The 1,077-nt window shown below is 33.1% G+C and carries 1 protein-coding gene; it reads left to right on the plus strand.

What is annotated here, in order from left to right; translation table 11 throughout:
* Positions 1-1,077: hypothetical protein (locus A1019T_RS13350; protein ID WP_208608084.1), on the plus strand; the 1,077-nt coding region annotated here is incomplete at both ends.

Consider the following 1,077-nt stretch of genomic DNA (forward strand, 5'->3'; position numbering starts at 1 on the left):
CCATACGGTGGTAACAAAAATAATTTTGGAACATTTGAAAATCAACAGAATCATCCAATTCCTGCTCTAGTTGAAAAAATTACCAACTCTATCGACGCATGCTTAATGAAAAAGTGTTATGAGTATGATGTAGATCCTATATCTAAAGATGCCCCTAAAACCATGTATGAAGCTGTTGAGAAGTTCTATGGTATTAAAGACTGTAATATGAATGATCTCACAGATAAAGAGAGAAGGGCTATAGCAGAAGATATTCAAGTCATTGCTACAGGAGATATGGGACAGCCTAACATTAGAATATATGATAATGGTGAGGGACAGTTGCCTGAGAAGTTTGAGGAGACATTACTGTCATTACATAGAGGTAATAAGATTAAGATTCCATTCGCCCAAGGTAAGTATAATATGGGATCAACGGGAGCAGTAGTATTTTGTGGTGATAAGAAATACCAATTAATTGGATCGAAAAGAGCTAATGAAGATTCTGCAAAGTTTGGATTTACATTAGTTAGGAAGCATCCATTAACACAATCTGAAAAAGATGAAAATTATAGATCTACTTGGTATGAGTATTTTACTATTGAAGGTAAGGTACCTTTCTTTAAGGCAGAAAGTTTGGATTTAGGACTAAAGAATAGGAACTTTGAATCGGGTACTATTATTCAGTTATATTCTTTTCAGCCTGCTCATGGAAATAAAGGTAACATATCAACAGATTTATACCGATCTTTCAATCAGTATTTTTACGATTTACCTCTACCGTTCTTAGTTTACGATACGAGATATGACCTTAAGATTGATAATAAAGTTATTAAAGGAAATCGAAACAGAATTGATGATGACACTAATAATAATGTGGAACGCACAATATCACTAGTATTAGAAACCGACCTTGATGTCAATAATAGCTATTTTAAAATCCCAGTAAATATTACTGTATTCAAAATACAGACTAATAACGAGCAAGATCGCCAGTATATAGGTAATAAGAACTTAATTTTCACATTAAATGGTCAGGTTCACGGTTATGAAGGTCAGAGTTTTATTAGTAAGGATTTAGGTTTCCCATTACTAAAG

This window comes from Psychrobacter piechaudii, from assembly GCF_900162825.1.
Lineage (GTDB): Bacteria > Pseudomonadota > Gammaproteobacteria > Pseudomonadales > Moraxellaceae > Psychrobacter > Psychrobacter piechaudii.